This window comes from Streptomyces sp. 4F14 (genome assembly GCF_048159485.1).
In the GTDB taxonomy this organism is placed as follows: domain Bacteria; phylum Actinomycetota; class Actinomycetes; order Streptomycetales; family Streptomycetaceae; genus Streptomyces.
On the sequence record NZ_JBLRVY010000434.1, the window covers coordinates 1 to 309 of the forward strand.

Below are 309 nucleotides of genomic sequence, written 5' to 3' on the forward strand. Positions count from 1 at the left end.
GCATCACCGGGCCAGGCTGCTGGCCGCGCTGAAGGTGACCGATCCGGACTCCTTGGAGGCCGCGCTCGCCGAACGGTCCTCGCACGACGTGGAAGAGGCCGTGTACGCGGCCGGCGGGCTGGCCGTGGCGCTGCGTACGCCGAAGGAGTGGGCGGCGCACGAGCAGGCGGTGGCGGTGGCCCGGCGGCCGCTCGTCGAGCACGAACGGCTGTCCGCGGCACGCGCGCGTGCGCTCCCGCCGCTCGACGGCGCTCCCCGGCTGCCGGCCGCCGGGGTACGTGTCCTGGACCTGACCCGGGTCATAGCGGG

General features: G+C 76.4%; 1 pseudogene. It reads left to right on the top strand.

Annotated features, from left to right (window positions below):
* Positions 1 to 309, top strand: a pseudogene (locus ACLZOT_RS51470) (hypothetical protein); the annotation flags it as partial.